This window comes from Plantibacter sp. H53 (genome assembly GCF_001650455.1).
GTDB classification, from domain to species: Bacteria; Actinomycetota; Actinomycetes; order Actinomycetales; family Microbacteriaceae; genus Plantibacter; species Plantibacter flavus_A.
The window spans coordinates 1-25,959 of the sequence record NZ_LWCT01000008.1 but is presented as its reverse complement, the minus strand read 5'-3'; the positions used below and the strand labels follow the sequence as shown (position 1 = coordinate 25,959).

The following is a 25,959-nucleotide window of genomic DNA, read 5'->3' as shown; positions in this document are numbered from 1 at the left end:
ATCGCGGGTGGACAGCCGACCTCGGTACCGTGATGGACGAGCCACCGGTCGCGCGGGTGCCGCGTGTTCAGCTGCGCGTCGCGACCGACACCCGAAGAGGAGCACACATGATCATCTGGACCCGTTGGGGCATCGTCGTCTTCCTGATCTTCGGGCTGTCCGTCGGCGCCGGCTTCCTCATCAAGGCGATCGTCTCCCCCGACGGCGGATCGGCGCAGTCCGGGGTGTTCGTCGGCATCGGCTTCCTGCTCGGCGCCGTCGCGTGCTGGGCCTTCGGGAAGTTCGCGCTGGCGAAGCTTGATGCACCGCGGCCGGTCGTCGTGTGGCAGCAGCTCGCGCAGCCGTACGTCAACGAGCACGGCATCACCGTGAAGCAGGAGGCCGTGCCCGTGCGCCACCCGCAGACCGGCGAGCAGCTCTACAGCCGTCCGAGCTCCACACTCTTCTTCATCCCCGTCCGCTTCTGGGCGTACGTCATAGCCGCACTGGGTGTCGTCACGATCGTCGTGAACGTCGTGCGCGGCTGACACTCAGCCCTGGCGACTCTTCCACCGCGGGTTCTGCTTGTCGATGACGAACACCCGCCCACGGCGGCGGACGATCTACGACCCCGGCCTGTCGTCGAGCGACTGGAGTGATGCGCGGACCTTCCTGGTGACCTCCTGGTAATCACGATGCGTGCTACTTTGTTGAGAACGATTCTCAAAAGAACGCACTGTAGCCCCATCGACCAGGAGAACCCGCCGTGACCACGCCTCGCATCCCGCTGACCGTGACGCTCGTGCTCGGCACCTGTCCGCCGGAGCGTCGCACCGTGGCCCGACAGATCGCCGGTCGATCCGCGGCGCTCGTCACGATCGAGCGGCAGGGCGAGGCTGAAAGCGCCCACCCTGACATCGACGACGCGATCGACGCCGTTGCACGACACCCGCTCGCTCCCCGGCACCTCGTCCTCGATTGCGGGAGCACGGTCCGCCCGGTCGACGCGGTCTCCGCCGTCCTCGGGCACCGCGACACGGCCGTCCTGGACGCCGTCGTGACGGTCGTCGACGCAGCCCATCTCCTGCACGACCTCCAGGACGACGAGTGGGTCACCCACGACGAGGACGGCGACACGGCCTACACCGCACGGTCGATGATCACCGTGGAGCAGCTCGAGTACGCGGACACCATCGCCGTCGCCGGCCGACGCGGCGTGACGCACGAGCGACTCGCGGTGCTCCTCGCTCTCCTCAGCCACCTGAACCCGACGGCGCTGACGCGGATGGTCGAGCCGGTCGCGGCCCGGCCACGGGCCACACCCGGCACTCCGGCGACCGCGAGCAACCGCGAGCCGCTCGCCCGCTACCGCGACTCCCCGTTCGAACTGGACCGTTTCAGCACGTCCCCCGGGTGGATCGCGATGCTGAACGGCGAACACCGGCCATGGGTGGATCACGACCGCGTGACCACCCTGCGGTTCGACAGCCCCCGACCGATGCACCCGGAACGACTCCTCGCGTGCTTCGACGGACCGATCGAGGCGGGGCGGTTCGGCCGGCTCATCCGTACGGCGGGGTTCCTCGTCCTCGCGACGCGCGCCTCCCGCGTCGGCGTCCTGCAGCACGTCGGCAAGATGATCGATCTGGAACCCACATCGTTCGAGACGAACGACCCTGGCGCACCGCTCGGCCAGGAGCTCGTCGTCACCGGGATCGACCTCGACGAGGTCGCCATCACCGCCGCCTTACACGCCTGCACGCTGACGGACGAGGAACTCCTCGCCGGGCCGGCGGCGTGGGCGCACTACCCGGACGCCTTCACGCCATGGAGCACCACCCGCGAGCACTGAGCAGCGGGCCCGTCAACTGCCCGAAACGGTTCGGATCTCGGTCGATTTCGTGCAGGTTCGGGCGACTCAGTGGATCCGCGCGCTCACCCACTCCTCGCGCACGAACCGCACGAACTGCTCGACGGCCCGCGACACCGCCCGGGCACGGCTGGTGGCGACACCGATCACCCGGACCGCCTCGTCGTCGAGCGGGACGAGCACGACGCCCTCCATGCTCGTGGAATCGGGGAGAACGGCGATCCCGACCCCGGCGCGCACGAGACCACGGAGCGTCGACAGCTCGGACACCTCCATCGTCACCCGGGGCACGACGCCGTGCCTCGCGAAGTACGCGTCCGCGATCTGCCGGAGCCCCGAGTCCGTCGTCATCGCGAGGAACTCCGTCTGCTCGAGATCGGACGCCGCCAACGACGTCCGGTCGGCGAACGCATGCCCGACCGGCACGCCCAGCGCGAGCCGCTCGGAGGTGAGCGGACGCCACTCGATCTCCGGATCACGCGGTTCCGGGCTGATGAACGCGACGTCGGCCGAGCCGGAGCGGAGCGCGTCCAGCACACTGTCGGCCTTCCCACCGTCGAGGACGAACCGGATGTCCGGCAGCAGCTGGCGGTACTCGCTCACGATGCGCGGGATGAGCCAGCCGCCGAGGGACGAGACGTAGGCGATGGACACGAGACCGGCCGAGGGGTCTCGGAGCTCGTCGATCCGCGACTGCGCGTTGTCGAGCTCGGTCTGCGCACGGAGCGCGTGCACGAGGAGGATCTCGCCGTAGCGGTTGAGTTCGAGCCGGCTGCGGTGACGGTCGAACAACTCGACCCCGGCGTCCGCCTCGAGCCGACCGATCGCCCGCGTCAGCGTCGACTGGGAGATACCGAGGGCCTCAGCGGCGTACGGGACGTGACCGTCTTCGGCGAGCGCCCGAAGGTACGCGAGTTCGTCGATCCTCATGCCCTCATGATGCCGCACCGGCGAGCCCGGCTGGGGCGGCACCTCGACAAGCTCGGTGACCGGGGAGCCGCTCGGCGACCGGGGCGCCGCTCGGCGACGGGATGAGTTCGGCGACCGGGGCGCGCTAGCGTGGTGCAGTGATCCGCAGACCGCGACCGAGCGAGGCGGCGACCGGCGCCCTCCTCGTCCTGGCCGGACTCGTCTGTCAGGAGCTCGGCGCATCGATCGCGGTCACGCTGTTCCCGCAGGTCGGTCCGATCGGCATGGTGACGCTGCGCCTCGTGTTCGCCGCGCTCATCCTGCTGGCCGTCGCCCGCCCATCCCTGGGCGGACACCCGAGGAGCGCCTGGGTGTCGGCGGTCGGTTTCGGAGTCGTCCTCGCCGCGATGAACGTCTGCTTCTACCTGGCTCTGGACCGCATCCCGCTCGGTCCGGCGGTGACCCTCGAGATCCTCGGCCCGCTGGCGCTCAGCGTCATCGCGGGTCGTCGATGGACGAGCGCGCTCTGGGCGGGCGTCGCCCTCATCGGCGTCCTCCTCCTCGGCGGGGTGCTCCTCCACAGCGGACCGACGGCCGCACTCGATCCGATCGGCGTCGTCCTCGCGCTCGCCGCCGGCGCCCTCTGGATCGGCTACATCCTGCTGTCGGCGCGGACCGGGACGGAGTTCCCCGGCCTGAACGGTCTGGCGATCGCCGCCGCCATCGGGGCTCTCGTGACCATCCCGCTCGCCGCGACGACCGCCGGCACCGCGCTGTTCGATCCCGTCATCCTCCTGCTCGGCCTGGGCGTCGCCGCGCTCTCGTCGGCTGTGCCGTACGCGCTGGAGTTCGTCGCCCTCCGACGACTCAGCGCTGCGACCTTCTCGATCCTGCTCGCATCCGCGCCGGCCATCGCCGCGATCGCCGGACTCCTCGTGCTCGGTCAGGAGCTCACGACACCGCAGTGGCTCGGCATCGCCTGCGTGGTCGGTGCGGGCATCGGCGCCGTGCTCTCAGCCCGGCGGGGTCCCTCACCCGAGGTGCAGCCGAGCATCGCGCCGAGCTGATCGTCAGGTCAGGATGCGGCGAAGCGGGCGTGCACCCGGGACGAGACGGTGATGTCCTCCGGCTTGAGGTCGAGGGCGGTGTCGCCGGCAGGAGCCGCGGCCCCGCGCATCATCGGTGCCGCGGCCTGACTCGACGGCGAGCGGGTGTCGTCGCCCAGCATGCCGGGTTCCGCCAGGGCGACCGACCGCACGGCGCCGAGCCCGAGGCTCCTGGCGTAGGCGGTCGCGCGGTCCACGGCGTCGCGGACGGCGTTGTGCTGAGCCTCGGCCGTGATGCGGTGCTTCGTCGCCTCGGTGAGCGCCCAGGTGACACCCGTCACCGTGACGCCGTCCTGGGTCGCGATCTCCTCGGCCCAGCGGGCCAATGCCTGCAGGTCGGCGAACTTGACCTCGAGCGCGACCGTCGCGTGGTGCACGAGCGGCAACTGCTTCCCGTCCTTGTTCCACGGCCGCTCGCTCCACACCCGCAAGCGATCGGCCGACCACCAGGTCACGGCCGACTGTGCGCGGAACTGCTCCGCCGCCTGACTGAGCGCACGGTGCAGTGCGGTGGTGTGGGAGACGACGGGCTCACGTTCCGGCCCCTGGAACCCCGCCGAGATGAGGACGGTCCCACGTTCGGCCGGGTGGTGGTAGTCGAAGCGGCCCTCGACGGTGATGATCGTTTCACTCATACCCGGCACTCTATCCCGCGACGGCGGCTACGCTCTGGACCATGACGGACGGCGGAACCTGGGCGGATCGACGACATGGACGACGGGGGAACGAGTACGGTCCAGCCAGTCGGGGACTCCCGCCGGGCGATGTGGAGACCGTCGCGAAGTACCTCAAGGAGCGCGTCTACGCGACCTTCACCGGCCTCGCGATCGTCCTCGTGCTGGCGGCGAACGTGGAGCACCACGACGCGCCCGACGCGCTCTTCTCGCTCGTCATCGGCGTGGTCGGCATCACCCTCGCCGGCCTGGTCGCCGAGATGATCGCGCACCTCGCCGCCCACGGTGCGTTCCCCGACGAGCGCGGGTGGCACTCCATGCTCCGGATCGCCTGGGGCTCGCTGCTCACCGTCGCGACCCCCACCATCCTGCTCGTGCTCGCCGTGTTCGACGTCATGGAGGTCGAGACCTCCCTCCGCGTGTCCGCGATCGTCTACCTCGTCACCCTCGGGCTCAGCGGGTGGGTCGCCGTCCGGCGCGCGCGGCTGTCCGTCTGGCAACAGCTCATCGCGCTCGCGGCACTCGTGCTCCTGGGGGTCCTCGTCATCGGCGTGCAGGTCCTGGCCCACGGCTGAACCGCGGACGCGGGCTCGGCCCCGTCGGAAATGTCGGCGCGGTCGACGACGTTGAGGAGCACGTGAGCACTCCGGAGACCGTCGACGTCGTCGTGATCGGCGCGGGTCAAGCCGGGCTGTCGGCCGCGTACCACCTGCATCGCCGCGGATTCGTCCCGCTGGGCACCGCCGAGGGCGCGACCGCAGCACGCACCTTCGTCGTCCTCGACGCGAACGACGCCCCGGGCGGTGCCTGGCAGCACCGATGGCGGTCGCTCACCATGTCGACCGTCAACGGGATCTACGACCTGCCCGGCATGCCGAAGCCCGAGCTCGATCCCGCGTCGCCGAGTGTCGACGTCATCCCGCCGTACTTCGCGGCGTTCGAGGAGCGTTTCGCCCTTGTGGTCCGCCGCCCGGTACAGGTCCGCGCAGTCCGCCGCGAGGACGACGACCCGCACGGTCGGCTCCTCGTCGAGACCGCACCGGGCGCCGACTCCCCGGGTGCCGATTCCTCTGCCGCCGTGTTCCGAGCACGGGCGGTCGTCAACGCGACGGGCACGTGGACGAAACCGTTCTGGCCCGCGTACCCGGGGCGGGAGCGCTTCGCCGGACGCCAGCTGCACGTGGCCGACTACGTCTCCGCTGACGAGTTCCGCGGCCAGCGCGTCGTCGTCGTGGGTGCCGGCATCTCCGCCATCCAACTCCTCGAGGAGATCTCGCGGGTGGCGGAGACGGTGTGGATGACGCGACGCGAACCGGAATGGGTGGAGGACGACTTCGACACCGCCGCCCGGGTGGAGGCGATCAAGGGCGTCGAGGAACGCGTGCGCCAGGGCCTCCCGCCGGGCAGCGTGATCTCCGTGACGGGGATGCACTGGACGCCGTGGGCGCGGGCGGCCGAAGCGCGCGGTGTCCTGGTGCGTCAACCGATGTTCCGTCGGATCGAGGAGCACGGCGTGGTTCTCGCCGACGGCTCCTTCCTCCCGGTCGACGCCATCCTCTGGGCCACCGGGTTCCGGGCGGCGCTCGACCACCTCGCACCGCTCGGCATCCGGCTGCCCGGGGGCGGCATCCGGATCGACGGCACCAGGGCGGCCGACGAGCCGCGGGTGCACCTGATCGGGTACGGCCCCTCAGCCTCGACGGTCGGCGCGAACCGGGCCGGGAGGGCGGCGGTCCTGGCGATCCTCGCCGACCTCGACGCCACCGTCGCCGTCCCTCAGCGCTGACCCCGTCACTGCACCGGCACGGGGATGGGCACCGCGGGAGCCCGCTCGGAGCGCACGAAGCCGATCCCCAGCAGGATGCACACCCCGCCGAGGAGCTGCGCGAGCGACAACTGCTCCCCCAGGAGGATCCACGCGAATCCGGTCGCCGCGACCACTTCGAGGAGGCCCGCGAACGACGCGAGTCGGGAGCCGAGCATCTGACTCGCGGTGATACTCGCCGCATAGGCGACCGCCGTCGACACCACCCCGACGAACAGGAGCGGCACCCACCAGGCGACGTCGGTGCCGAGCACCGTGACGTCGGCGTCGGAGGTCGTGAAGGGCACGCCGACGAGCCCGGCGAGCCACAGACTGAGTGCCCCGATGAGCAGACCGATGGCGGCGAACGCCACCGGAGGCAGCCCCTTCGCCGGCCGCGCCGAGATGACGTAGTACGCGGCGCAGCCCACCATCGCGAGGATGGCGAACAGCAGGCCGACCGGATCGAGCGTCGAGCCACCGCTCGGAGCGACGACGAGCACGAGCCCGACGAGTGACACGACGGAGCCGACGAGGACGACCGTCGCGGGACGACGTCGGGTCAGCACCCACGCGACGGCGACGAGCAGCAGCGGCGCCATGTACTCGACGAGGATCGCGGTCCCGACGGCGATGGTCTGCAGCGCCGCGAAGTAGACGAGCTGCGTCGCCGCCACCCCGATGAGGCCCATGCCGAGGAGTCGCCAGCGGCCACGCCAGACCGCGTCCCAGCGACCGCGGAGTGCGATGAGGGCGAACGGAGCGAGCACCAGGCCACCGATCAGGGCGCGGACCGTGACCGCGGCAGCGGGGCTCCACCCCGACGCGAGCACCGGTTTGATGAACGCTCCGGAGGTGCCGAACGCGACCGCCGCGAGCACCGCGACGAGCAGACCGACCGTGGTCGAGGACGTGTGCTTCATGGGTGTCTCCAGCTGCCGCGGGTGGGGCCGGCGGAAGAGGTGGACGCCCGGCTGAGATGAAGCTACTCTCGGAGAGAGTAAGGAGTCAACTTGCATTTTGCCCCTGACACCGAGGATGCGCTGCTCTTCGCCGCGCTGCTCGTGAACACCCGCGCATCGGCGTCCCGCAGCGGCGACGACGAACTCGCGACACCGCCACAACTCGTGGAGCTCTTGCGCGTCAGTCGGTACTCGGGTCGGGTCGACGGCGACGAGCCCGAGCGGGCCGCAGTGGCGGCACTCCGAGAGCGGATCCACGCGCTCTGGGCCTCCGACGCTGACGCCCCGGACACCCGCGACCGCGCCGTCACCGAGATCAACGCGATGCTCCGGGAGTCAGCCGCGCTCCCCCAACTGCGCCGCCACGACGGCTTCGACTGGCACCTCCACGCCACCGAGTTCGACGCACCACTCGTCGATCGTGTCCAGACCGAGATCGCCATGGCACTCGTCGACGTCGTCCGGTCCGACGCCTGGGACCGCCTGAGGCTCTGCGCCGCGGACGACTGCGACGGCCTGCTCGTCGACCTGTCCCGCAACGGTTCGAAGCGCTACTGCTCCGTCCGCTGCAGCAACCGCGTCAACACGATCGCCTTCCGCGCGAGAGCGCAGTAGCGGGCGTCACCAGACCCGGATGACGACCATCACTGCGATCTCGTCACATCCCAGAGGTGGTGCACCGGGTCATGGATGAAGTAGCGGCCGAGGGTCTCGGTCGTGAAGCGCGCGCCGTCGCTCCGGCGGCCCGTCCGCGTGAGCGCGTCGACCGGCACCCGCTCGAACGCTGCGGCGAGCACCGTCGCGGCCTCGACCAGTTCCGCGGAGACCCGTTTGGGGTCCTGCTCGCCGTAGCGCTCCTCGAGAGCCGTCGCATCCTGGTCCCAGTTCTCGAACGCGGGATCGTCCTCGTCGAGGACGAGCCGCAACCGGACGTCGAAGATGCGGAACACGTCGCGCACGTGGGCCGCGTACTCGAGCGGCGACCAGGTCCGCGGGTCGGGCCGCTTCCGGACGTCGGCACGCTCCAGCACCGCCGGCCACGCGGCGGCGTTCGCCAGGATCAACCCGGGGAGGTCCCGGAAACCGAACCGCGAGGTGTCCATCCCGCACTCGGAGCAGGCGCGCTCGAGGACCCAGGTCCAGTTCTTCGTGTCCGGGACGATGGTGTCGCCGTCGGGGGTGTTCGTCGTCATGGGTTCACTCTAGGAAGCGGCGTGACCCAGCGCCCTCGCGAAAGCGTCATCATGCCGCGATCCGCAGCCACCGTCCGCTGGCGGCGCCGTGCCGATGCCTCCGTTACCCGGCGGGGGCGACCGGCGGGGCGCAGACCATCGCCGAGGCGGCGAGCTGCTCCGCCATCTGCTGCTCGGACCACGGGAGCGCGATCTCGGGGGCTTTCTGCCCGCTCGCCGGTGCCGCCTTGGCGCCGATCGATGCGAGCTGCATCGCGAGCGTCTGCGCGAAGCCCGCCCCGAGCGTCGAGTTGTTCAACATGACGACGACCGTCAGTCCGGACGTCGGGTCGGAGAAGGCCGCCGAGAGCGAGCCGGGGATCGCGCCGGCCTGCCCCCGGAGGGGACCGATCTGCAACCCACCCACACCGAAGCTCTTCCAGGTCGGCTCAGCCTCGCCCAGCGAGACGGGGTCCTTCCACTGCTTCTTGTACGTGCTGTTGTTCACGAGGGACCCGGACGCGAACGACTGGGTGAACTTCCGCAGATCGTCGACCGAGGAGACGACGCCGCCGGCGGTCCACACCATCGAGGGCGACAGCTCGGTCTCGTCCGTCGGTGCGTCGCACTGGTAGGTGCCGTCCGCGATGCGCGGCGTCAGGTACCCCTTGGGGTGCGACCCCGGCAGCTCGACGGTGGAGGCGTCGGGGAAGCTGGACTTCGACATGCCGAGCGGCGAGAAGACGTAGTGGTCGTACAGGGACTGCCAGGACTGACCGGTCAGCTCCTCGAGCGCCATGCCGAGCAGGATGTACCCGGTGTCACTCGAACCGAAGAGCGCCCCCGGAGCCGTCCGCGTGCCGCTCGCGAGGCCGTTCGCGAGGATCTCGGCCATCGACCAGTTGCGGGTCGGGTTGGTGACGAACTGGGCGTTGAGCGCGGGCGTGTAGGTGCCGAGCCCCGACGTGCCATTGCACAGCTGCTGGTAGGTGATGCCCTCGATGCCCTGGACCTGCGGGAGGGTCTTGTGGACCTGGTCGGTGAGCTTGATCTTGCCCTCGTCGACGAGTTCGAGGAGCACGGTGCAGGTCATCGGGCGCGTGGTGTCGCCGATGCGGTAGACCATGGACGGGTCCATCTTGGTCTTGCCACCCGGCTCGGTCGTGCCGACGCCGGCCGTGTAGCTCCCGGCCCACGGCGCCCAGACGCCGACGATGGCACCGGAGGATCCGGACTGGGTGACGGCGGCCTCGACCGCCGCCGTGATGGCGTCGGTCGTGTCGCCCGCGAGCGTGCCGCTGACCTGGTCGGGGAAGTCGGTGTCGGACACCGAGGGGCCCGAGCAGCCGACGAGCACCGTCGCGAGGGTCGCCGCGGTAAGGAGTGCGGCGAGACGCCGGCGCCTCGGAGCTGTTGCAGTCAAGTCATCCCCCTGATGAGCGGTCTGCGGAGCTGCAGACTGTTCCCGATTGTAACCGGGCGCGGCTGAGAGCTGCGGTCGCACGCCGCGTGCCGGTCACACGGGCGGCGGACCTGGTGCGGGGCCAGTCGATGGTGTTCCCTGGAGAGGTGACCTCGAACGCCTTCCCGCAGACCACCGTCGACGCCGTCCTGGCGCACATGAACGGCGACCACCCCGACGACAACGTGCTCATCGTGCGAGCCTTCCTGGAACCCACGGCCGAGGCCGCCACCATGATCTCGCTGGACGGGACGGGTGGCGAATGGACCTGGACAGTCGACGGCACCGCCGCGGGTGGGCGGGTGCCCTGGCCCGCCGGCGCGATCACCGAGCGCGGCGAGATCCGACGCGAGGTCGTCGCCCTCTACGACGCCGCGTGCGCCCGTCTGGGCGTGGAGCCACGCCTGCACGACTGAGCGACGGCCACCCCTCGGCCGTCGACCTCGGATGACGGCCTCAGGTGACCAAACCGTCGACGCCCGCACCTCCGAACTCCTCAACGCCCCGGGACGACTCGCGGCACGAAGGATCAGGAGGCATTCCCATGCGTCATTCACCCAACCGGCTCCTCGCCGCCGTCTTCGGCGCGGTCTACGTGGTCGTCGGACTCCTCGGCGGGATCGTCGCCGGAGGCCTGCCGTTCCTCACCACCGAGGGCGGTCTCCTGCTCGGGATCTTCGAGGTCAACCCGCTGCACAACATCGCGCACGTCCTCATCGGGGCGGCCCTGCTCATCGCCGGGCTCTCGAACGTCGTCGCGGCCAAGACCGTGAACACGGTGATCGGTGGGTTCTACCTCCTGCTCGGTGTCGTCGGGTTCTTCATCGTGGGCTCCGCGCTCAACATCCTCGCGCTCAACACGGCCGACCACTTCCTCCACCTCGCGAGCGCCGTGGTGCTGCTCGGCGCCGGGCTGGCTGCGGACAAGCGCACGCACCGGGCGGCGACGGCCTGACATGTCGGTCTCCGTCGAACGGCAGGACGCCCGGACGGGTGAGGACGACGCGGTCCGCTCCGGCACGACGTCGATCTCGAACTGTCTGCTCGCGATGTGCGCACTCGGCGCCGGTCTCGTGTTGATCGCGACCGGCGCCGGGTCCTCTCCCGTGGGTGCGATCCCGCTCGTCACCCTCGGCGTCGCCGCACTGCTCTGGTCCGTCGTGGTCCTCGTCCGTGACCGGGTGCCGGGCCTCCGTGCGTCCTTCGCCGGCGCGGTGGGCGCGGTGGTCGTCTGGGTGGCGCTCTACGGACTCGCCTCCCTCGGCGTCACGACCGTGCCGCCGTTCCTGCCGACCCTCTCGTCCACGGTGTTGCTGCTCTTGGTCGCCGGGGTGCTCGCACGGCGACTCCGGCGGGTCACCCTCGCATCGACGGCGCCGGACGAACTCGAGCTCGACGCCCTGGTGACGCGCGCGACCCGTCGGCCGCATCGCGAGCCGAGCACCGGACGGTACGTGCTCACCCTGCTCGTCGGGGCGGCGTTCGTGGCGGCCCTCACCACACCGGCGCTGGCGCAGACCAACGCCGGTGCGTTCGCGGTCCCGCACGGTTCCCTGCACAGCAGCCACTGATTTCCTCCACAGCGACAGATCCACCCTCCCGTTCAGGAGCCCGGCCCGTTACACTTAGGTAACCCTTACCGAGCCAGCCGACGCGGAGTCCGACATGAGCACTGTGATCCCCTTCTCCCAGGCCCTGCGCGAGCGCACGTCCTCCGGCCACTCCTCCAGCGAGGGGGCGGACTTCATGAGCGACCTCATGACCGGGAAGGGCTCGAAGGAGGACTACATCGCCCTCGTCGCGCAGCACTTCTTCATCTACGAGGCCCTCGAGGTCGCAGCCGACCGCATGCGCGCCGATGCCGTCGCCGCTCCGTTCATCAGCGACAAGCTGACGCGGCTCCCCGCCATCGTGCAGGACCTCGAGTTCCTCATCGGTCCGGACTGGCGCGACCAGATCACCCCGCTCCCCACCACGGCCCGGTACGTGGCACGGATCAACGAGGTCGGCGCCGTCTGGCCCGGCGGCTTCGTGGCGCACCACTACACCCGGTACCTCGGCGACCTCTCGGGCGGGCAGATCATCCGCACGCTGATGCAGCGTCAGTTCGGCTTCGACACCAACGGCGTCGGCTTCTACCTCTTCGGCGACATCGCGAAGCCACGCGAGTTCAAGGACACCTATCGTGAGCAGCTCGACGCCGTCCCGTGGGACGACGAGGAGCAGGCCCGCGTGATCGACGAAGTCATGGTGGCGTACCGCTTCAACACCGACCTCTTCCGCGACCTGGCGACCGCGAAGGCCGCGGCGACCGCCGTCGCCTGATCTCCCGCCCATTCGCCCGTTCTCGGGCGAATGGGTGTTCGTCCGCCCAAGAACGGGCGAACGAAGAGCGGGCGCCGAACCACGCCTCCCGCGGGTCGTCGGCGCGGCGTAGCATCTCGGGCATGGACGTCATCCTCGTACCCGGTTTCTGGCTCGACGCATCCTCCTGGAGTGCGGTCACACCCCCACTCGAAGCGGCAGGCCATCGGGTCCGACCGCTCACCCTCCCCGGGCTCGAGAGCGTCACTGCCGACCGCGCCGGCATCGGCCTCCGCGACCACGTCGACGCCGTGGTCGCCGAGATCGACGCCGGCGCCGAGCCCGTCGTGCTCGTCGGGCATTCCGGCGGCGGCGCCATCATCTCCGCCGCGATCGACGCCCGCCCCGACCACGTCGTCCGCGCCGTGTACGTCGACTCGGGTCCGCTCGCCGACGGCGCGTGCATCAACGAGGAACTCCCCTCGTCGGGTTCCGACATCCCACTGCCCGACTGGACGGTGTTCGACGCAGAGGACCTCGTCGACCTGGACGACGAGCTCCGTGAACAGTTCCGGGCCAGAGCCGTCCCGCAACCGAAGGGCGTCGCCGTCGACCGACAGCAGCTCTCCGACGACGACCGTCGCCTGTCCGTCCCGGCGACCGTGGTCGCGTGCGAGTTCTCCTCGGAGATGCTGCGCGGCCTGATGGAACAGGGGCACCCGTACGTCGCGGAACTGGCGCGGCTGCACGACGTCGAGTTCGTCGACCTCCCGACGGGTCACTGGCCGCAGTTCACGAAGCCGGCGGAACTCGGCGCGATCCTCCTCCGGGCCGTCGATCGCACCTGACGACGGTCCACCCTCGACCAGGCCGGTCAGCGCGAGGCGTCGACGGGCGCTCAGGTCATGAGGTACGCGAGCGGCAGGATGCCGAGAATCGCGACGAAGATCAGTGCCAGCACGGCGTACACGGCGATCTGCGCGCCGCGTCCCTTGATGACCGCCTGCCCCCGCGGTGCGAGCGAGCCCGAGACCCACTGCTGCGCCGGGGCGATGTAGTCGAGCGTCGGCGCCTCACCGGGGTGCAGCAGGTAGTCGGCGCGGCCGAACTCCCACAGCCACGCCATCGAACACGAGACCTGCACGGGCCGGTCGGCCGGCACCGTGAACTGCGACGGTCCCCAGCTCGGGCGATGCTCGAAGCCGTCGATGCGGACCACGAGTGGGATGAACCCCCAGTATCCGGCGAACGGCGGCTTGCTGGCGTTCAGCTCGAGCGTGCGCCAGGCGGTGATCGGACCGGGCTGCGGCCAGCCCTGCTGCATGGGATGCGTCATAACCGACAATCGTAGGGTCACCGACCCCGTTCGTTCGCCCCTTCTGGGCGACGGAGCGCCGATTCGCCCGACAATGGGCGAACGGACGCTACTGCCCCGACATGAACCGCTTCACGTCGGTGTCGACGATGATGTCGCTCGGACGCAGCGGCCGGGAGAGGTAGAGGCCGTCGAGCGTCGAGATGCGGCTGAGCGCGACGTAGCTCTGTCCCGGGCTGAACGCGCGGCTGCCCAGGTCGACGATCGCGCGGTCGTAGGTCTTGCCCTGCGACTTGTGGATGGTGACCGCCCACGCGAGCCGCAACGGGAACTGGGTGAACTCGGCCACGATGTCGCGCTTCAGCTGCTTCGTCACCGAGGAGTAGGAGTACTTGTACTTCTCCCACGTCGCCGGCTCGACCTCGAACTGCTCACCGTCGACCTCGACCCAGACGGTGGAGTCGATCTTCACCACGGTCCCGAGCGTGCCGTTCACCCAGCGACGCTCGCTGTCGTTGCGGAGGAACATGACCTGCGCACCGACCTTGAGGTCGAGCGCCTCGTCGGCGGGGAACGCCCGCCCGCCGAAGTCGCCCGAGACCTCCGCGTTGGCGGTGAGCGGCTTGCCGTCGAGCTTGGCGAGCGCCGCCTTGTTGATGCGGTCGACGGTGTCGTTACGGCTCGCGAGGGTGATGACGCCGTCCTCCGGAGGGGTCCTGGCGCCCATGCCGTTCAGCCGGCCGGCCATCTCGGCAGTGACCTGGCCGTGCCGGACACCGTTGAGGAGGTACTTGAACTCGGCCTCGTGCTGGCGGTGGATCTCGGTGAGCTCGACGAGCTGCAGCGGCGTCTCGGACCACACCTTGGCGTCGAAGAACCAGAACGAGCGGTAGGTGTCGGCGATGTACGCCCGCTCCTCGAGGCTGCCCGGCACGGGAGCGAGCTGGTACGGGTCGCCGAAGAGCACGATCTGCACCCCGCCGAACGGCTCGCGCGGCCGCTGTCGGGCCTGCCGGAGGCTCCGGTCCATGGCGTCCATGAGGTCGGCGCTCACCATGGAGACCTCATCGACGACGAGGGTGTCGATGGAGTTGAGCAGCTTCCGGGTCTGATCGTTCTGGTCGATCGTGTGATCGGCGATGAGCCCGATCGGCAGGCGGAACAGCGAGTGGATCGTCTGGCCGCCGACGTTCAACGCGGCGACACCCGTCGGGGCGCAGATGGCCAGCTGCTTCGAGGTGTTCCAGGCGAGGTGGTTGAGGAGCGTCGACTTCCCGGTGCCCGCTCGACCCGTCACGAACAGGTGCTCGCGGGTGCTCTCGATGCGATCGAAGACGGCTTGCTGCTCGGCGGAGAGGGCTACGCTCATGATGCTTCGGTTCCCTCCCGTTTTCGCCCTCCAATCCTATGCGAGGTGCCCGCCTAGGATGTCAGGATGAGCCATGTCGCGACACGTGGGGAGCTGCGACGCCCGGGAACGGTGCGCGGTGCGCTCGTCCGCGCCGTCGTGCTGTGGCTCTGCATCGCGGCTCTGCTCGTCGCGGCCATCGTCTCCGCCTGGTCGGCCGTCGCCCGCGACGTCTACGGCGCCGGTTCCTTCGCACGCGGGTACCTGGACGCCCTCGCAGACGACGATGCCGCGACCGCGCTCGCGTTGCCAGGAGTCGCCCTGAGCTCCGCCGAACTCGCCGACGCGGGCCTGCCGGCCGACAGCTCGGACGCCCTGCTCCGGAGCGAGGCGCTCGGCACGATCGAGGACGTGCGCCTCGTCTCCGACGTCACGACCGCCTCGGGCGCCCACGAGGTGACCTTCTCGTACCGACTCGCGGGTCAGCCGCACCGCACGGCGTTCTCGATCACGAGCGGCGAGCGCACCTTCGGGCTGTTCCCGTCGTGGCGCTTCGAGACGAGCCCGTTGAGCGTCGTCCAGCTGACCGTCGCACACACGACCGGGTTCCGGGCGAACGGCTTCGAGCTCGACACCCGCCGCGTCGCGGAGGGGACCGAGGGGGCCTTCACCTCCACCATCCCGCTCCTCACCTTCACACCGGGCAGCGTGGACTTCGACGTCGACACCACCTACCTTGCGGCGGCGGTGGAGACGGCGACGACGACCGAGGTCGCGAGCGTCGTCGACGCCGAGGTGACCGCGACTGCCACCCCGGACTTCGTCGGGGAGGTCCAGACCCAGATCGACGGGTACCTCGACAACTGCGCCACGCAACAGGTCCTCCAGCCCACCGGGTGCCCGTTCGGCATGGTGATCCGCGATCGCGTGGACGACCTACCGGTGTGGTCCATCGCGACCTACCCCGTGGTGGCGGTCCAACCGGGCGACACCGGTTGGCAGATGCCGGCGACGGCCGGCGCCGCGCACCTCGTCGTCGACGTGAAGTCACTGTTCGACGGCACGGTCTCGACCCTCGACCAGGACGTCCCGTTCACGTTGTCGGCGTTCGTGACGATCCGCGACGACGGCTCCCTCTACATCGACCTCCGCTGAAGCCCGCGAACTGTCACTCCAGCACAGTCCGACACCCCTCACACTGTTCCGGAGTGACAGTTCGCGGGCTAGGAGCGGGTGTCGTTGGCCGCCATGCGCGCGAGACGCTCGTTGTACTCGTTGAGCTCCGCGTCGTTCGTGCGGTCCGCGTTGCGATCGAGTCGCTTCTGGTCCTTCGCGTCGCTCTTGCTCCACGAGATCGCGACGGCGACGGCGAGCGCCAGGGTCGGGATCTCGCCGACGCTCCAGGCGATCCCGCCGCCCGTCTGCTGGTCGAGGAGCGGCACCTGCCCCCAGGTGCGTCCCATCGCCCCGAACCAGTCGGCGAGGAACAACCCGGTCGAGGAGATGATCGCCAGCCCGAAGAACGCGTGGAACGCCATCGTCGCGAAGAGCAGCAGCAGCCGCATGGGGTACGGCAGGCGGTACGGGACCGGGTCGATGCCGATGAGCGACTGCACGAAGAGGTAGCCGGTGATGAGGAAGTGCACGACCATCCACTCGTGACCGATGTGATCCTCCATCGACCAACGGAACAGCGGCGTGTAGTAGAACACCCAGAGCGATCCGGCGAAGAGCACCGCGGTGACGATCGGGTTCGAGATGATCCCCGCGAACTTCGAGTGCACGGCGAGGAGCACCCACTCCCGACCCCCTCGGGAGTCGTCGGAGCGCTTCCGCACCGCCCGCGCGAGCAGCGTGACCGGTGCTCCGGGGACGAGGAGCACGGGGACGAGCATGGTGAGCCCCATGTGCCCGAGCATGTGCACGCTGAAGAGGTACGGCTGGTAGACGTTGATGCCGCCGCACGTGAGGTAGAAGAGCACGAGCAGCCCGAGGACCCAGCTGACGGTGCGCAGGATCGGCCAGGAGTCGCCGCGGCGGTGCAGGCGGACGACGCCCGCGATGTAGAAGAAGATGCCGAACGCACAGGCCAGCAGCCACAGGAGGTCGATGTTCCACTCGGTGAAGTACCGAGCGAAGGTCAGTTCCGGCGGCAGTTCCTCCCCGGTGAGCAGCACCGCTGGTGTCGGCGCGGTCGGCACGGTCTGGTCGACCGGCGGGGCGGTCTTCGCGAGGGCCGCGGCGGCACCGGAGGCGATGCCCATGAACCCGAGCTCGAGGGCGACCAGCCACCAGAAGGTGCCGGTGCGGCCCGCGGGGCTGTCCGCGCGCGCAGCGGCGGAGCGCTCGATGCGGCCGATGAGCACCCGACGCTGCAGCGCGCCGAACAGGCCGAGCGCAAGCAGCGCGAAGACCTTGACGAGGACGAGGATGCCGTACGGGGTGCCCAGGCGGTCGAGCGAGCCGATGCGCAGCTCAGCACTCACGTATCCGGAGACCGCCACGACGACGAAGGACACGAGTGCCACGGTCGAGTACCGCATGAGCACGGGGGCGAGCCGGCCGTCTTCGAGGGTCTTGCGGATGAAGACGAGCGTGAGCAGACCGCCGAGCCAGATGGCGGCGAACACGAGGTGCAGGCCGAGTGCGGTGACGGCGGCGTTGTGCCCGCTCGCCTCGGCGGAGTGACCCTGCTGGGCCATCGGCAGCAGCGACACGAGGGACAGCCCGAAGACGAACACGAGCACCGTGTGGTTGCGAACGGCGAAGCAGAGCACCGTGACGGCCGCGGCGATGAGCGTCGTCTGCAGCCAGGCCTGACCCGACTCGATCCCGGTGAAGAAGAGGCTGAGCTTCGCGCCGAACGCGTCGTCGAAGGTGAGCGGCACCTGCGTGACGTTCAGGAAGGTGAAGAAGCCCGTCACGCCGGACGCGACGGTGAAGACCGCGGCGCCGGCTGCAGCGACGTCGAGCGCCGCGCCGTACTCGCGCCGGTCCGGGCTGAGCGCCCAGCAGGCCATGAGCAACGCGCCGATGGTGACGGCGGCGCTCAGGTTGACGAGCAGTTGTGCGATCGGGAGCCCCCACCGCACGACGGCACCGGGATCGCCCAGGAGTTGCGCATCCGCTCCACCGCCGAAGGCCAGACCCGCGAGGAGGGTCGCCACAGCCACGAGGAGCAGGAGGGCAGGACCCGCGAGGCGGACGACACGATTCACGCTGCAAGCCTACGCGGCGCTGCTGGGAACCCCGACCGCAGTGGGATCAGCCGGCGCTTGGTTCCTGAGCCTGTCGAAGGGCGCCGCTCACGCCCGGACGAGAAGGGTCGACGACCCGTCCTCGAGCCGCCGCACCTCGATGCGTTCGCCGATGCGCTGCTTCATCTCCTCGACGTGGCTGACGACGCCGACGACGCGGCCGCCGGCAGAGAGCCGACCGAGCTCGGCCATCACGGTGTCGAGCGTCTCGGGGTCGAGACTGCCGAATCCTTCATCGACGAAGAGCGTGCCGAGCTCGACACCGCCGGCCTCGCCCGTCACGACGTCCGCCAGCCCGAGTGCGAGGCAGAGCGAGGCGTAGAACGTCTCACCACCGGACAGCGACTTCGGATCGCGACGCCGGTCGGTCCGGTGATCGTGGACCGTGAGCGACAACCCGACGCGCTGGCTGCGGGAGGGTCCTTCCTTGACGTCGCTGCGGACGAGCTCGTAGCGCCCGCCTGACATCGACTCCAGGCGCGCGTTCGCCGCCGCCACGACATCCTCGAAGCGGCGCAGGAGGACGTAGGTGCCGAGGGTGACCTTCGTGCTGTTCTCGCTACCGGTGGCCGACACCACGTCGGCGAGGCGGACGACGGCCGCGGCCTCGCGGACCGCGTCGGCGTTTTCGTCGGCCGCCTCGGCGAGTGCCGTGCAGGCGGCAGCCGCGTTGGCCGCTCGTCGCGCGGAGACGGCGGCCGCTGCCGTCGCGGTGCCTGCCGCCGCCTCGGCGTCGGCCAGTCGTCGGGCCGTCGCTTCGACGTCGGGGGCGGCGGTACCGGCGACACCGGCGAGAGCCGGGCTCGCGAGTGCTTCCGCGTTCGCGGTCGTGTGACGCAGGTGGTCGGCCACCCGCGCCTCGGCGCTCGCCCGTTCGACCCCGTTCATGGCTGCGGCTTCCGCGGCCGCGCGGTCGGCGAACCCGGCCCGCCCGAGTGCCGCCTCCAGCTCGACCGCGCGCTCGGCGTCACGCAGGCGCCGGTCCGCGACGGTCGCTCGTGCCGCCGCGAGCAGCGAGAGCGAGGAGAGCTCGGACTCCAGCATCGCGTCGAGCTCGGCGAGTGAAGCTGCTCGGCCGGCGAGGACACCGGCCACCTCGGCGCGGGCCTGCTCGTGGGCGCGCTGCGCGGCGGCGAGCCGCTCGGTCAGTGTCGCCCGAGTGGCGGTGCGTTCCGACACCGCGACCACGCCGGCCAGGTGCTCGTCCGCGAGGCGCCCGGCCTCCGCGACCTCGGCGTCCGCCTGCTCGGCGGCGACCACGGCTTCCGCGTACTGCCGATCGGCCTCCGCTGCGGCCGCATCGACGGCCGCGCGTGCAGCGACCGGGTCGAAGCCGGTGGTCGCCGCCGTCGACGCGTCGGACGAGCCGGTTACAGCCACGTCGCTCGGGTCGTCGGCCAGCGCGGCGAACTGCTCGACGAGGCGGTGACGCTCCGCCCGAGCGATGTCCCGGGCGTTCTGCGCCGACTGCATCCTCGCCTCGGCTTCGGCCCGGGCGACGGATGCCGCTTCGACCGCGTCCGCGTCGGGGTGGTCTCCGTCGAGCACCGCGGGCGCCGGGTGGCTCAGCGAGCCGCAGACGCTGCACGGCTCGCCGTCCCGCAAGCCGGTGGCGAGTTCACCCGCCATACCCTCGATCCTCCGGAGGCGCAGCGACGTCTCGACGTCGATCGCCGCCTTCGCGGCGGTGGCGGCCTCGGTGACCTCGTCGGCGAGCCCCGCGAGGCGTTCGTCGGCCGCGTCCACCCGATCCAGCACCGCACGGCGTTCAGCCGCGCGCTCGACGGACCGGGCGGCCCTGGCCGACTCGGTGGCCGCACGTGAGGCGCGCTCCGGTGCCGAGCCGAGCGCTGTCCGGCGGGCGTCCCGTCGCGTCTGTTCCGCTGCAAGCTCGGCGAGCCGTTCGTCGACGGTCGCGAGCTCCTCGGCGAGTGCTGCGAGCGCGCGTTCGCGATCGGTGTCGGCGGCTTCGAGGACGAGCACGGCCGCCATCGACGCCCGCTCGACGGTGAGGGATTGGCGGCGCGCGGTGACGGACGCGTCGTCGAGTGCGATGATCGCCTCGTCGGCCTGCTCCTCCATCGCGGCGAGCGACGCGACGGCGTCCTCGAGCGCCACCGATGCCGTGGCCGCTCCGGCGAGCGCGGACGCCACGGTGTCCGCCCGAGCCGCTGCCGCGATCCGTTCGGAGAGCCGCGCGACCGGTTCGTCGTCCACCGAGAGCAGCTCGCGCTCGGTCAGCAGCTCCGCGCGACGTTCGATGGACGCGAGCAGCGTCTGGGCCGCGGCGTGTTCGGCGCGAGCGCGTTCCAGGGCGACCCGAGCAGTGCCAGCGGTCGAGGCATCGGCGGCGGCGTGGCGCTCGAGGACGGCGACGATACGCGTAGCGTCACCGACGAGGTCTTCGGAATCGGGTTCGAGCGGGACCGCGAGGGTCGCGACGTCAGGGTCTGGGTCGGGCTCCGCAGTCGCGGTGTCGCCTGGCTCGGCATCGACTCTCGAGGGAGCGTCCATCCCGGCCGGGGTGTCCGCTCCCCTGCCCGCGACGAGTTCCCGTGCGTCGTCGAGTTCGGCCGCTCCCGCGAACCGGGCGATCGCGCGGCCCAGCGCTTCTCGTGCCCCTTCGATGTCCCGCTGGGCCTGCCGTCGCTGCTCGACGAGGTGCTTGGCGACCCGCTCGTAGTGCTCCGTCCCGAACAGGGACCGGAGGAGTTCGCTGCGCTCCTCACCGCCGGCGGCGAGGAACTTCGCGAACTCGCCCTGCGGGAGGACGATCGTCTGGACGAACTGCTCCCGGGTGAGACCGACGATCCGGCTGATTTCGGGACCGATCTCCTGCGCGCGGGTCGACAGGGTCTCTCCGGCCAGTGCGTCGGGATCGGTCAGGCGGACGAGGGTGGCGCTCGCCTGCTGCGGTGTGAAGCCGGCACCGCGCTGCTTCGGCCGCTGGTAGGCCGGCGTCCGCCGCACCCGGTACACGCCGGATCCGGTCTCGAACACGAGTTCCACGAACGGTTCCGTCCCGGGCTGCGCATGGTGGGAGTGGAGGCGGTCCTTGCTGGCCCCGGTACCGGCGAGTTCGCCGTACAGCCCGAACACGATGGCGTCGATGATCGTGGATTTGCCGGCGCCGGTCGGTCCCTCCAGGAGGAACAGACCAGCCCGCCCGAGTTCGACGAAGTCGATGGTGTGCTCGCCGGCGTACGGCCCGATGGCCTGCAGCGTCAGTCGGTGCAGTCGCATCAGGCGCTCACCTCCGCGGCGAGTGCCGCCTCGTTCGCCGCCGCGATGAGCTCACGCTCGCGAGTGGTCGCCGGTGCACCCGTCGCGTACTCGATGAACTCCGCGGTGACCTCGACCGGATCGGAGACCGCCGTGACGGCTGCGGCGCGCGCTTCCTCGGAGCGGTTCGCCGGCGCGTGCGACCAGACGAGCAGGTGCGGGAAGCGTCGGGTCAGCGTCGCGTACAGCTCCGGTGGCCGGACGTCGTCGGTGACCGTGGCGCGCACCCAGGCGTCGACGGCGTCGTCTCCCGCGGGGCCCTGCAGCTCCGCGAGGGTTCCGATGACGTCGACGAGCCGACGCGGCACCGGCGCCGGCAGCAGCTCCAGGTGCACGGAGCCGTCGGCGGCGAGGTCGACCAGCACGCTCGACTTCACCTGGTTGCGTTCGGAGAAGGAGTAGGCGAGCGGCGACCCGGAGTACCGCATGCGGTCGACGCCCGTCGCGGCCCCGACGCGCTGCGCACCGTGGAGGTGGCCGAGCGCGACGTAGTCGAAGTCGTCGAACAGCTGGGCGGGCACCGCATCGACCCCGCCGATCCGGATGTCGCGTTCGCTGTCGCTCGCGAGACCACCGGTGACGAAGGCGTGCGCGGCCACGACCGATCGGACCGCTCCGTGCTCGCGGCGCTGCGCGAGATCGGCTCGGACGCTCGCGAGGGCTGCACCCATGACGGCGGCGTGCGACCGCGCGAGCGGCTGGTCGTCCGGGGAGAGCACCCCTCGTGCGGTGTCGGGGTCGAGGTAGGGCAGCGGGTAGAAGGCGACGGGCCCGTGTTCGTCGTCCACCAGGACCGGTTCGCCGATCCGCGCGAGGTCGGCTCTGATGTCGATCCCGTCGCGCAGCATGGCGGCGCCGAAACCGAGCCGGATGGCCGAATCGTGGTTGCCCGGTGCGAGGATGACCCGGGTGCGGCCCGCCAGCCGCCCGAGCGACTCCGACAGCAGCGTCACCGCCTCGACCGGCGGGATGGCGCGGTCGTAGATGTCGCCGGCGACGAGGAGGACGTCGACCTCGTGGTCCACGACCGTCTGCTCGAGGTGCGCGAGGAAGTCGCGTTGGAAGGGGAGCAGGTCGACCCCGTGCAGCGAACGGCCGAGGTGCCAGTCCGAAGTGTGGAGGATCCGCATGACAGCAATGCTAGGCCGAGCCGCCGACACCTCGCCGCGCCCCGGATGGCACCCGGACGAACGACAGCAGGGCGTCGCTCTCGCGACGCCCTGCTGTGTGGTCTGGACCGACGGAGTGTCTCCGCGGTCCGAGTCCGTGCGGGCTCGCGCCCGCGACGACCTACTTGACGGAAGCCTTGAGCTTCGAGCCGGCGGTCACCTTGACGCGCTTGCCGGCCGGGATCTGGATCTCGGCGCCGGTCTGCGGGTTGCGGCCCGTGCGAGCGGCGGTGTCGGTCTGCTCGAAGGCGATCCAACCCGGGATCGAGACCTTGCCGCCCGTGGCGACGGTCTCAGCGACGGTGGTGAACAGCGCGTCGACAACGCTGCCGACGGTCGCCTGGCTCTGGCCGGTCGATGCGGCGATGGCGGCGACGAGTTCGGTCTTGTTCAAATTTGCCATTGTGAGGGTCCTCCTCGGACGTTGCTGCAACGTACAGCTGATGTGTTGGTAGCGAAGGTGTCGCTGATACGGCACCAACTGGTCGGTGTGACCGCCTCGAATGTAGCAGCAATCCGCGAGATTTCGCGGATTTCTCCGCTCTACGCGGACAATCGGGCCCGCGTGTCGGTCGTTTCCCAGCTGGGAGCCGTCGGTGCGAGCGCTCAGCGGACCCCGATGACGCTGTGCCCGGCCGCCCGCGACAGCAACCACGCCTCGATCGTCGGGAAGAGGGTCAGGACGGCGATCGCGAGGAACGCGAACTGATACGGCAGCAGCTGGCCGCCACCGACCCCGTCCTCGAGGGAGAATCCGGTCGTCAGCAGGATCGCCCCGACGGCGACACCGAAGCCGCTCGCGACCTGTTGCAGGGTCGAGTTGAGCGTGTTCGCCCGAGACATCGCAGCGGGTTCGACGTCGGCGAACGTGATGGTGTTGTACGCCGTGAACCCGATCGACCGGGCGACGCCGCTGACGAAGAGCAGCAGTGCCGTCAGCACGATCGACGTGTCAGCGGTGAGGAACGCCATCCCGGCCATGCACAGGACCCCGATCAGGTTCGACGACACGAGCACCAGACGGAATCCGAACCGCCGCAGCATCCAGGTCGTCGCCGGTTTGATCGCGAGGTTGCCGGCGAAGAGGAAGAGCACCATCGATCCCGCCTGCACCGGTGTCCAGCCGAACGCGTCCTGGAACAGCAGCGGCAGGAGGAAGGGGACGGCGCTGATCGTGAGTCGGTAGACGCTGCCGCCAGCGTTGGCCAGACGGAAGGTCTCGATCCGCAGCGAGCGGAGATCGACGAACGGGTGCGGCGCACGGAACAGGTGTCGGATCGCGAGGGCGAGCAGGACGACACCTGCCACGAGCGACCCGATGAACCACCGGGCGTCGAACCCGGCTCCGGACACCAGGGACGCCGCCACCAGGAGCGACGCCAGCCCGACACAGGCGAGGGACAGGCCGAGCCAGTCGAGCGGCGGCACCTCGTCGGCGGCGAAGTCGGGGACGATGCGGATCGCCACGACGAAGGCGACGACACCGATCGGCACGTTGATGAGGAAGATCCAGTGCCAGGAGGCGTACTGGGTGATCAACCCACCGAGGAACGGCGCGATGATCGGGGCGGCGAGGGCGGGCCACGTCAGGAGGGCGATGGCCTGGATCAACCGCTCCTTGGGCGTCACCCGGAGCACGGCCAGCCGGCCGACCGGCACCATCAACGCCCCGCCGACGCCCTGGAGCACCCGGAAGCCGACGAGCATCGGCAGGCTCGAGCTCAAGCCACACAGCACGGAGGCGATCGTGAACACCGCGATCGCCAGCGCGAAGATGCGCTTGGCACCGAACCGGTCCGTCAGCCAACCGCTGACGGGGATGAGGACGGCCACCGTGAGCAGGAATGCGGTGACGGCGAGCCCGACGGCCGTTGACGAGGTCCCGAGGTCGCGCGCGATGCTCGGTGCGGCTGTGGTGAGGATCGTCCCGTCGAGGTTCTCCATGAAGAAGCATCCTGCGACCAGGAGGGCGATGGCTCGTTGCGTGCGGACGTCCAGCAGCGCCTCCTTAATGGATGTGGGAACCGTTCGATCCTTGCAGCTGTCGCCGACGACGCGAAAGGGCCGCCCGCGATGCGGACGGCCCTTTCGGTGGTGCGATGCTGTGTCAGCGGAATGTGAGCTCCGACTGAGCGGGTGTTACCAGCTCGACTTGCGGACGCCGGGCAGTTCGCCCTTGTGCGCCATGTCGCGGAAGCGAACGCGGCTGATGCCGAACTTCGAGAGGTTGCCTCGCGGGCGACCGTCGATCGCGTCGCGGTTGCGAAGGCGAACCGGCGAAGCGTTGCGAGGAAGCTTCTGGAGGCCGAGGCGAGCTGCTTCACGCGACTCGTCGGTCCCGGCGGGGTCGACGAGGGCCTTCTTCAGCTCGGCGCGCTTCGTGGCATAGCGGTCGACGATAACCTTGCGCTGCTCGTTACGGGCGATCTTGCTCTTCTTAGCCATGTTTAGCGCTCCTCTCGGAATTCAACGTGCTTGCGCACTACGGGGTCGTACTTCTTGAGCACGAGACGGTCGGGGTTGTTACGACGGTTCTTCTTGGTCACGTACGTGTAACCGGTACCAGCCGTCGAACGGAGCTTGATGATTGGACGGACGTCCTGCTGCTTAGCCATTAGATCTTCACCCCACGAGCGAGAATGTCCTTGACGACGGATTCGATGCCACGGGCGTCGATCACCTTGATGCCCTTGGCGGACACCTTGAGGGTGACGTTACGACGCAGCGAGGGCACGTAGTAGGTCTTCTTCTGCACGTTCGGGTCGAAGCGGCGCTTCGTGCGACGGTGCGAGTGCGAGATGTTGTGACCGAAGCCGGGAACGGCTCCTGTCACCTGGCACACTGCTGCCATAGTAGTTTCTCCTTCATTACCGCAGGGCGACTGCCCTGCCCAAGATCTCTTGTCGGCGTGCGCGATCCCGGTCTGCGTGAGCGGTGGGGGATCGTGGACACGATGTGGACATGGAGCGTCCACACCAAGGGTCAAGCGTACGCTGTGACCAGGCGTTTTGCAAATTCGTGTTTCTCGTACTGCACGCGCTGTGCGTGTTAACGCAAAATGGCCACCCAAGAACCTTGGGTGGCCATTTCAACGAAGAAGTCCGGCGGTGTCCTACTCTCCCACAGGGTCCCCCCTGCAGTACCATCGGCGCAAAGAGTCTTAGCTTCCGGGTTCGGAATGTGACCGGGCGTTTCCCTCTCGCTATGGCCGCCGAAACACTATTGATGTATCAAAGTGAACAAGCAAACCAACACGCTGTGCGAACACAGTGGTGTTGTCTGCGGGTTCTCGACCGTACATCGAGAACCACTCAGTGGACGCGTAGCATCTTCGTATTCAAACAAA

The 25,959-nt window shown here is 69.8% G+C and carries 26 protein-coding genes, 1 rRNA gene and 2 pseudogenes; 12 read left to right on the top strand and 17 right to left on the bottom strand.

The genetic code is table 11. The features are described from left to right. The first annotated feature begins 107 nt into the window (after positions 1–107). A complete protein-coding gene (locus tag A4X17_RS06100; protein WP_064294781.1) occupies positions 108–527 on the top strand; it encodes a hypothetical protein in 420 nt (139 codons plus the stop codon). 3 nt (positions 528–530) lie between these two features. Here the strand turns inward: A4X17_RS06100 and A4X17_RS19630 are convergent. Next, a pseudogene (locus A4X17_RS19630) lies at positions 531–650 on the bottom strand (ribosomal protein bL36); the annotation flags it as partial. Between the two features lie 95 nt (positions 651–745). Here A4X17_RS19630 and A4X17_RS06095 point away from each other — a divergent pair. Beyond that, the gene (locus A4X17_RS06095; protein ID WP_064294780.1) at positions 746–1,831 is read left to right on the top strand and encodes a GTP-binding protein; all 1,086 of its coding nucleotides are present in this window, start codon (positions 746–748) and stop codon (positions 1,829–1,831) included. Between the two features lie 66 nt (positions 1,832–1,897). Here A4X17_RS06095 and A4X17_RS06090 read toward each other — a convergent pair whose 3' ends face one another. Next, complete coding sequence (locus A4X17_RS06090; RefSeq protein WP_064294779.1) at positions 1,898–2,779, bottom strand: LysR family transcriptional regulator; 882 nt, start codon at positions 2,777–2,779, stop codon at positions 1,898–1,900. Between the two features lie 137 nt (positions 2,780–2,916). On the opposite strand from A4X17_RS06090, the gene A4X17_RS06085 reads away from it, so the two are divergent. Continuing rightward, positions 2,917–3,825, top strand: a complete 909-nt coding sequence (locus A4X17_RS06085) for a DMT family transporter (RefSeq protein ID WP_231884306.1) — start codon at positions 2,917–2,919, stop codon at positions 3,823–3,825. Between the two features lie 8 nt (positions 3,826–3,833). Here the strand turns inward: A4X17_RS06085 and A4X17_RS06080 are convergent, their stop codons facing one another. Continuing rightward, the gene (locus A4X17_RS06080; protein WP_064294778.1) at positions 3,834–4,499 is read right to left on the bottom strand and encodes an SIMPL domain-containing protein; all 666 of its coding nucleotides are present in this window, start codon (positions 4,497–4,499) and stop codon (positions 3,834–3,836) included. A gap of 41 nt (positions 4,500–4,540) precedes the next feature. On the opposite strand from A4X17_RS06080, the gene A4X17_RS19625 reads away from it, so the two are divergent. Both A4X17_RS19625 and A4X17_RS19620 read left to right on the top strand, forming a co-directional pair. Then, positions 4,541–5,113 (top strand): hypothetical protein, encoded by a 573-nt coding sequence (locus tag A4X17_RS19625; RefSeq protein WP_231884305.1) that lies wholly within the window; start codon positions 4,541–4,543, stop codon positions 5,111–5,113. Positions 5,114–5,175: 62 nt separating this feature from the next. Then, complete coding sequence (locus A4X17_RS19620; protein WP_064294776.1) at positions 5,176–6,324, top strand: NAD(P)-binding domain-containing protein; 1,149 nt, start codon at positions 5,176–5,178, stop codon at positions 6,322–6,324. Positions 6,325–6,329: 5 nt separating this feature from the next. Here the strand turns inward: A4X17_RS19620 and A4X17_RS06065 are convergent, their stop codons facing one another. After that, on the bottom strand, positions 6,330–7,265 hold the full coding sequence (locus A4X17_RS06065) for a DMT family transporter (protein ID WP_064294775.1): 936 nt from the start codon (positions 7,263–7,265) through the stop codon (positions 6,330–6,332). A 90-nt stretch (positions 7,266–7,355) separates the two neighbouring features. Between A4X17_RS06065 and A4X17_RS06060 the strand changes: the two genes are divergently transcribed. Beyond that, complete coding sequence (locus A4X17_RS06060; RefSeq protein ID WP_082915964.1) at positions 7,356–7,919, top strand: ABATE domain-containing protein; 564 nt, start codon at positions 7,356–7,358, stop codon at positions 7,917–7,919. A gap of 29 nt (positions 7,920–7,948) precedes the next feature. Here A4X17_RS06060 and A4X17_RS06055 read toward each other — a convergent pair whose 3' ends face one another. Both A4X17_RS06055 and A4X17_RS06050 read right to left on the bottom strand, forming a co-directional pair. Continuing rightward, on the bottom strand, positions 7,949–8,497 hold the full coding sequence (locus A4X17_RS06055; protein WP_064294774.1) for a DinB family protein: 549 nt from the start codon (positions 8,495–8,497) through the stop codon (positions 7,949–7,951). A gap of 103 nt (positions 8,498–8,600) precedes the next feature. Beyond that, entirely contained in the window at positions 8,601–9,899 is a 1,299-nt protein-coding gene (locus A4X17_RS06050; RefSeq protein WP_064294773.1) for a serine hydrolase, read from the bottom strand. Positions 9,900–10,045: 146 nt separating this feature from the next. Here A4X17_RS06050 and A4X17_RS06045 point away from each other — a divergent pair, with 146 nt between their 5' ends. The 5 genes from A4X17_RS06045 (at position 10,046) to A4X17_RS06025 (ending at position 13,090) form a co-directional block, all read left to right on the top strand. Then, positions 10,046–10,354: a DUF2470 domain-containing protein gene (locus A4X17_RS06045; protein WP_369808447.1), complete on the top strand. Its 309-nt coding sequence runs from the start codon at positions 10,046–10,048 to the stop codon at positions 10,352–10,354. A 128-nt stretch (positions 10,355–10,482) separates the two neighbouring features. Beyond that, positions 10,483–10,893 (top strand): DUF4383 domain-containing protein, encoded by a 411-nt coding sequence (locus A4X17_RS06040; protein WP_064294771.1) that lies wholly within the window; start codon positions 10,483–10,485, stop codon positions 10,891–10,893. Between the two features lies 1 nt (position 10,894). Next, a complete protein-coding gene (locus tag A4X17_RS06035; protein WP_064294770.1) occupies positions 10,895–11,509 on the top strand; it encodes a hypothetical protein in 615 nt (204 codons plus the stop codon). A gap of 94 nt (positions 11,510–11,603) precedes the next feature. Then, a complete protein-coding gene (locus tag A4X17_RS06030; protein WP_064294769.1) occupies positions 11,604–12,263 on the top strand; it encodes a heme oxygenase (biliverdin-producing) in 660 nt (219 codons plus the stop codon). 122 nt (positions 12,264–12,385) lie between these two features. Next, complete coding sequence (locus tag A4X17_RS06025; RefSeq protein WP_064294768.1) at positions 12,386–13,090, top strand: alpha/beta fold hydrolase; 705 nt, start codon at positions 12,386–12,388, stop codon at positions 13,088–13,090. 50 nt (positions 13,091–13,140) lie between these two features. Here A4X17_RS06025 and A4X17_RS06020 read toward each other — a convergent pair whose 3' ends face one another. Then, a complete protein-coding gene (locus A4X17_RS06020; protein WP_064294767.1) occupies positions 13,141–13,578 on the bottom strand; it encodes a hypothetical protein in 438 nt (145 codons plus the stop codon). Positions 13,579–13,666: 88 nt separating this feature from the next. Then, positions 13,667–14,926, bottom strand: coding sequence for an ATP-dependent RecD-like DNA helicase (locus tag A4X17_RS06015; RefSeq protein WP_079003639.1), 1,260 nt, complete (start codon positions 14,924–14,926; stop codon positions 13,667–13,669). A gap of 66 nt (positions 14,927–14,992) precedes the next feature. Here A4X17_RS06015 and A4X17_RS06010 point away from each other — a divergent pair, with 66 nt between their 5' ends. Continuing rightward, the gene (locus tag A4X17_RS06010) at positions 14,993–16,060 is read left to right on the top strand and encodes a hypothetical protein (RefSeq protein WP_082915962.1); all 1,068 of its coding nucleotides are present in this window, start codon (positions 14,993–14,995) and stop codon (positions 16,058–16,060) included. A 68-nt stretch (positions 16,061–16,128) separates the two neighbouring features. Here A4X17_RS06010 and A4X17_RS06005 read toward each other — a convergent pair whose 3' ends face one another. The 9 genes and pseudogenes from A4X17_RS06005 to rrf all read right to left on the bottom strand — a co-directional run bounded on the left by A4X17_RS06005 (position 16,129) and on the right by rrf (position 25,829). Next, complete coding sequence (locus A4X17_RS06005) at positions 16,129–18,123, bottom strand: cytochrome c oxidase assembly protein (protein ID WP_064294765.1); 1,995 nt, start codon at positions 18,121–18,123, stop codon at positions 16,129–16,131. Between the two features lie 87 nt (positions 18,124–18,210). Then, entirely contained in the window at positions 18,211–21,405 is a 3,195-nt protein-coding gene (locus tag A4X17_RS06000) for an AAA family ATPase (protein ID WP_064294764.1), read from the bottom strand. Beyond that, positions 21,405–22,574: an exonuclease SbcCD subunit D gene (locus tag A4X17_RS05995; protein ID WP_064294763.1), complete on the bottom strand. Its 1,170-nt coding sequence runs from the start codon at positions 22,572–22,574 to the stop codon at positions 21,405–21,407. Before A4X17_RS05995 ends, A4X17_RS06000 begins: the two co-directional genes overlap by 1 nt. A 160-nt stretch (positions 22,575–22,734) precedes the next feature. Continuing rightward, complete coding sequence (locus A4X17_RS05990; protein WP_064294762.1) at positions 22,735–23,016, bottom strand: HU family DNA-binding protein; 282 nt, start codon at positions 23,014–23,016, stop codon at positions 22,735–22,737. A gap of 203 nt (positions 23,017–23,219) precedes the next feature. Beyond that, positions 23,220–24,632: pseudogene (locus A4X17_RS05985) on the bottom strand (DHA2 family efflux MFS transporter permease subunit); the annotation flags it as partial. Between the two features lie 120 nt (positions 24,633–24,752). Beyond that, entirely contained in the window at positions 24,753–25,058 is a 306-nt protein-coding gene (gene rpsN, locus A4X17_RS05980) for a 30S ribosomal protein S14 (RefSeq protein WP_064294760.1), read from the bottom strand. Between the two features lie 2 nt (positions 25,059–25,060). Then, entirely contained in the window at positions 25,061–25,228 is a 168-nt protein-coding gene (rpmG, locus tag A4X17_RS05975) for a 50S ribosomal protein L33 (protein WP_056010525.1), read from the bottom strand. Next, the gene (rpmB, locus tag A4X17_RS05970; RefSeq protein WP_056010522.1) at positions 25,228–25,464 is read right to left on the bottom strand and encodes a 50S ribosomal protein L28; all 237 of its coding nucleotides are present in this window, start codon (positions 25,462–25,464) and stop codon (positions 25,228–25,230) included. The genes rpmG and rpmB overlap by 1 nt, the downstream gene beginning before the upstream one ends. A 248-nt stretch (positions 25,465–25,712) precedes the next feature. Further along, positions 25,713–25,829, bottom strand: a 5S ribosomal RNA gene (rrf, locus tag A4X17_RS05965). Positions 25,830–25,959: the final 130 nt, after the last annotated feature.